Genomic DNA, 5,290 nt, shown 5'->3' on the forward strand with positions numbered 1-5,290 from the left:
GTGGCGAGTCGATCCAAAACGCTCAGATCACTCACTCATTTCTGGCTTTTCAGCCGCTGCGGCCATTCCCCGCATTACAGGCGCACCTCTCCTGCGTTGCTCTGTAAATGTCGGCGGCTTATTACGTAATTTTGCAGTTGGCCGTTTGTGATCTCTGGCGACGGACTGAATTCGACTGCGGTCACTCGAAGGTATGCATTTCATTCTTACGCCTTATTCTGCGTCGGACGTCACTGGATCTGAGTCGCAGGAATGACTCAAGTATCCGAAGAGCGATTACTTCAAGAGCATGATTTGATCCATGAGAGATGACCCCTACACACTGTCCATGCGCTTTCAGACACCCGCCCCTGGCATTGCCCCACGCGAACAGGCGCCGATGCTCGCCCAGGAGCAAGCCTGGGCGCGGGAGCACGCGTTCAGGCACCGCTTCAGCTGGATCGAGGTGTTAGTGCCGCCGTTGTGCTTTGGCCCTGTTCTGCCGGGTATCGCGTTTTTACTGGGCCTGTTGCTCTATCGCTCGTTATTCGCCCCCGGCCTGGATATTGACCGGATCGTCGGAGCCTCCTTTGGCTGGCTTGCCCTCGCGACGCTGCTCTTCATGGCTGCCTGGGGGTTACGCAACTTCTTGCGCGATGCCCACGACCCGACCAAACGCTACTGGCAGTCCATGCCGGACCAAGGGTTGGCCGAGCTTGAGCACCATAGCCTGGTATCTGGCACCAGCCTGTGGTCCTCCGATTATGATCCGGACTGCAACACCCTCATGCAATGGACAAACGGCAAGCTTGAATGCGTGCAAGACAGCGGTGTGTCGCAATGGGTCCTGGCCAAGACTACTGCGGGCCACTGGCTGGTGCTCAAGGAAGAATATCCGGGCAGCTTCAACTATGGACGGGTTGGGAAAATGCCCACGCAGGACAAGCAAATGCAACCCTGCCAGGAACTGGCGATCGCCTTTGCCCCCGGCACCAACCTCCCTCTCGGCCGGCGTTTCGGCGGCGCGCCGATGCCATTGGTCGACACGCCGTATTGGGTGTCTGCCGATGAACTCAAGCGCCTTGTCGAGGTCGCCCATCACTGGACCTTTTTCCCCCCGGACCGCTACGCCGTGGTCAATAACCAGGATGCCGAGTGGGTGCAACGGCTGGTGGACAGGGCGCAAGCCAGCGTCGGCCCCCGGCCGGACGAGACAGCCAGCAATCGGCCGATTCTGTTGAAAAAGTCGGTTTGCACAAAACGCTCGAATACTGATGGGTGAAAACACCTGGTTTGCACGTCGTTACGAGAAATCCGAGTCCGAAAATAGCTCACTCGGTCGAAGGGACGGATGCTTTGCTGCCCAAGCGGATTAGTTCATTGGAGAAACACAGGCCGAGGATGATCAGTGCCGCTCCCGCGTACAGGCTTTCGCGCGGTACTTCATTGAGCGCCACAAAAGCCAGCAGCGCGGCGAACAGTGGCTCGGTCAGCTCCAGCGCTTGCACTTGGGATGGCTTGAGATACTCGATGGCCTTGGTGGTGCAGAAGAAGCCCAGGATTGTCGGCAGCGTGGCCAGTGCCAGCAGCGCGGCGATCGCCAGCGGCGACAGCTCGCCCATCGCGAAACCATCGGCCGCAGCCGGCATCAGCAGGTACAGGCTGCCAAAGAACAACAATTGTCGGGTGAAGTGCAGCCCCCCCGACACCCCCATACGCTTCATGGCAACCGAAAAGGCCCCATAGCCGGAGCCGGCCATGCAGGCGAGCGCAGCACCTTGCAGGGTAAAGCCCTGTTGCAGGTCGCCGCCGAAGATCACCGAGATCCCGGCAATAGCCAGTGCGGCGCCAACGGTAGCGTTCGCGGTGATGGCATCCTTGAGGAAAATGCGCCCCAGAATGATCGAGGAAATTGAGGCACTGGCCATCAGCACCACCACCACACCTGCCGCAGCGTAGTGTCGATAGGCGGACGTTTCGAAATGGAACAGCACAAAGATGCCAAGGAATGCGCAAATAGCCGCCTGAGTCCATTTAGTCGACGCCGCCGGGCGCTTGAGGAAAAACAGTAAGATCGAGAGAAGCACGCAACCCAGTACGGTCTTGATGACAGCGACACTGCTAGCGGTGAAACCATCATTCATGAGCACTTTGCTGAGTACACCGATCGTTGCGTTCAGTGCCGCAGCGGAGAGTGCAAATATGACGCCTTTGCTGAAAGTAGATTGCATTGATGACGATCCCTGTCGCTGAATTGTCGTTCGATAGAATGCCGCCCTATATCGACGGCGCAAAGTTGGAGGATACGAGATCCCACCAACCCCAGTATTTATGGTGGCATAAGCTGGATCGCCCAGTAGGACGCCATTCGCCTTCTTGTCACCGCCAAGGGAGAAGTCAGAGGGCCTGGCCCTTGGCTATGCAATATGAGTTGACGAACGTTGCAGTGTGCTGCAAAGACTGACGTATATCCGGTTTGGCTATTCCATGCCTGTTGGCAAATTGCTCGACCGCCGCTGTATCAAAACGAGTGGTCTGGATAAAGTCCAAGGCTTCGGGTTTTGTATTCAAAAACCACGCGACGGGAGGAATACTCAGTAGCAACTTCAGCAATCGAAGTGAAATGTAATGCTTGGGAGACTTTAAGCCCAAAGGTTGTGCCACCTGTGCCAGGAGTTCTCGCAAGTTGGGAGTTTGCTCATCAAGCGCCAGCAGTTCCTGGCCCACCATGGCAGGATCAAAAGCACAAACCGCCACTATCTCAACCAGGTAATCCACGGTGACCAGTGGCAGCCAGTGCTCGGCGGTACCGGGCACTGCAGTCAGCTTTCCCTGCACAAGGTTGCGTATCAGCTCCACCAGCGGCTGACCATCAAGGATATGCCCCGTGCGGCTGTGGCCACAGACCGTCGCAGGATGGACAACGGTAATCTCCCCGCCCTTGGCGGACATGACCTCCAGGGTCGCAAAATGCGCCTCCAGCTTGCTCCCCTCGTAACCACCGACCTGTCGGTATACGGCAGGCCAATTCGTCAACTCCGGATAACGAGGATCAATTCCGATGCGTTGCAGATGTTCATGATTTTTCAGCATGTAGCCGCCGATCATCACTAAACGGCTTTTTTGCTCAGCCGCCAACAGCGCCACACGCTTTGCCCCTTCCACATTCACCGCACGAGAATGCTCCACTGAAAGCCCCCATGCGAAGTGGGCGCCCAGGTGGAATATGACTCTGGCGTGCTTTAGCACTTCTCGGTCAGCAAGACTCAGCCCGAGGTTGTCCCGTTCCAGATCGCCAGCTACGGCAAATACCCGGGTTGCGCACCCGCCCAAATTATCGACTTGCTCGCGCAGTGCAGCTAGTCGCTCTGGGCGACGCATCAACACCCGAATGGTGTGACCTTTTGCACTCAGGTACGCCACCAAATGTTGACCGACGAAGCCGGTACCCCCTGTGACAAAGCACTCCACGCTCATTTCCCTGTTCCTTGTTCAAGGTGAGAAATCAAGCGTAAACTATCGACCCAACTCTATAGTCAAGCGGTGTTTTCATGAAAATCGGCGAACTCGAGGCCCGCAGCGGCGCCAGCCGCCATACGCTGCGTTACTACGAGCAAATCGGCCTGATCTCATCGCTGCGGCAAACTAACAACTATCGCGTTTACACAGCGCAAACTCTGCAGGATCTGGACTTTATCCAACGCGCGCAAAGCATGGGGTTTTCCCTGGGGGAAATAGGCGAGATTCTGGATGCGCAGCGCAACAAGCTGATCGATTGTGCTGACGGCGCTAAGTTAATTGAAAAGAAGATGGCAGAAATCAAACAGAAAATCGCCAACTTCCAAAGCATTTATCGGTATCTGGATCAAGAGCGTGCAAACCTCGAAGCCAGTGCTGCCAGGCAACTTGAGCTTCAGCAGCTAAACAACGCTTCCAACTGAACGGTCAGCATCCGGGAAACGGAAGCCGCAGCCTGCTTCCAGCTTCAAGTCCATCGCTTACGCATTTTCTCAAACCTTGTGGCCAGGCCCTAGACAGTAAGCGTCCGCCCAAAAGACCTTGCGTGGTTAAACAGGCGCCATCTATTAGGCATCAGGTGCTTTAAGGTCGAACAACAGCTCATCGGTTGCGCGATCAAAATGGTCGGTCAGGAAATCCAGCAATACACGCACGCGGGGAATCCGGTAACGATTGCCGTGTAATACCGCGTAGACGCCGGCCTCTCGGACACAAAAGTCAGGTAACAGGACTTTCAGTCGTCCAGCACGGACATCGGCTGCCGCATCCCAAATGGTCTTGCGTGCGATGCCATGTCCAGCCAACGCCCATGCGCGCGCGAGGGCGCCGTCGTTGGTTTCCCATGCCTGGCTCATGGGAACGGTGTGGTTCCATTCCTGACCATCCACAACAAAGTGAAAGGTGTTCAATGGACCTGCAGAGGTCACCAGCACGATGAACTTGTKGCCAGGCAAGTCAGCAGGGGTTTGGGGTTCACCGTATCGCGCCAGATAATCAGGCGAAGCGCACAGTACTCGCCAGTTGGGCGCCAACTGCCTGGCGATCATCGAGCTGTCATGCGGCTGTCCAAACCGGATTGCCAGATCGACATCGTCCTGCATCAGATTTGACACCGAGTCCGACAACGTCAGCGCGATGCACAGTTCCGGGTGCAATGTACTGAATGTCTCAAGCCAGTCATTTAAAAGATTGCGGCCAAAATCGGCAGATGCGGATATCCGTACCTTGCCACGCACCTCTGTTTGACTGGCTTGAAGCCCCGCTTCCGCCTCATCGATAGCCCGCAATGCGACCCAGCATTGCTGCAAATAAAACCGACCTTCTTCCGTGAGGCGCAACTGACGCGTTGTGCGATCAAACAACTTGGTGCGCAGCGCCGCCTCAAGCTTGATAAGTCGCGCGCTGGCCGCGGCCGGCGACAGCGCCAGTTTGCGCCCTGCGGCAGACAAGCTGCCGAGTGCTGCCGCTTCGACAAACAAACGCATGTCGCCCAATCGGTCAGTAGCCATATTCAATTCAAATTTGATGATTCATCAAATGGTAGACCAATTATCAAATTCGAAGCAATTCATCACACTCACCTCTCCCATTCCTCTGAGCACAGGTCATGACTTCGCAATTTGAAAATGGCTCTTTCACGACATCGGGCAATACCGAATACCTCACTACCGGGCGTCTCCCATTGGCGGCCCTGTTGGCGCTGACAATGGGGAGCTTTATCGCCACCGCCAACGAAACGGTGCCAGCAGGACTTTTGCCGCAAATCGCCGAGGCATTTGGTGTGTCGCAAGCG

5 protein-coding genes and 1 pseudogene are annotated in these 5,290 nt (G+C 56.2%); 3 read left to right on the forward strand and 3 right to left on the reverse strand.

The features are described from left to right. Nucleotides 1-301 precede the first annotated feature (301 nt). A complete protein-coding gene (locus tag AC1DH9_RS24140) occupies nt 302-1,261 on the forward strand; it encodes a hypothetical protein (protein ID WP_477806179.1) in 960 nt (319 codons plus the stop codon). A 49-nt stretch (nt 1,262-1,310) separates the two neighbouring features. Here the strand turns inward: AC1DH9_RS24140 and AC1DH9_RS24145 are convergent, their stop codons facing one another. Then, nucleotides 1,311-2,210, reverse strand: a complete 900-nt coding sequence (locus AC1DH9_RS24145; protein ID WP_427542815.1) for a DMT family transporter — start codon at nt 2,208-2,210, stop codon at nt 1,311-1,313. Between the two features lie 166 nt (nt 2,211-2,376). Next, nucleotides 2,377-3,456, reverse strand: a complete 1,080-nt coding sequence (locus tag AC1DH9_RS24150) for an SDR family oxidoreductase (protein ID WP_427542818.1) — start codon at nt 3,454-3,456, stop codon at nt 2,377-2,379. A 74-nt stretch (nt 3,457-3,530) separates the two neighbouring features. On the opposite strand from AC1DH9_RS24150, the gene AC1DH9_RS24155 reads away from it, so the two are divergent. Beyond that, nucleotides 3,531-3,920: a MerR family transcriptional regulator gene (locus tag AC1DH9_RS24155; protein ID WP_103315998.1), complete on the forward strand. Its 390-nt coding sequence runs from the start codon at nt 3,531-3,533 to the stop codon at nt 3,918-3,920. 144 nt (nt 3,921-4,064) lie between these two features. On the opposite strand, the gene AC1DH9_RS24160 is transcribed toward AC1DH9_RS24155, so the two are convergent. Continuing rightward, nucleotides 4,065-5,006 carry a LysR family transcriptional regulator gene (locus AC1DH9_RS24160; RefSeq protein ID WP_477808908.1) on the reverse strand — a complete coding sequence of 314 codons (942 nt, stop codon included), beginning with the start codon at nt 5,004-5,006 and terminating at the stop codon, nt 4,065-4,067. 98 nt (nt 5,007-5,104) lie between these two features. Between AC1DH9_RS24160 and AC1DH9_RS24165 the strand changes: the two are divergent. After that, nucleotides 5,105-5,290 (forward strand): annotated as a pseudogene (locus AC1DH9_RS24165) (MFS transporter); the annotation flags it as partial.

The organism is Pseudomonas sp. 05T35, from assembly GCF_056396605.1.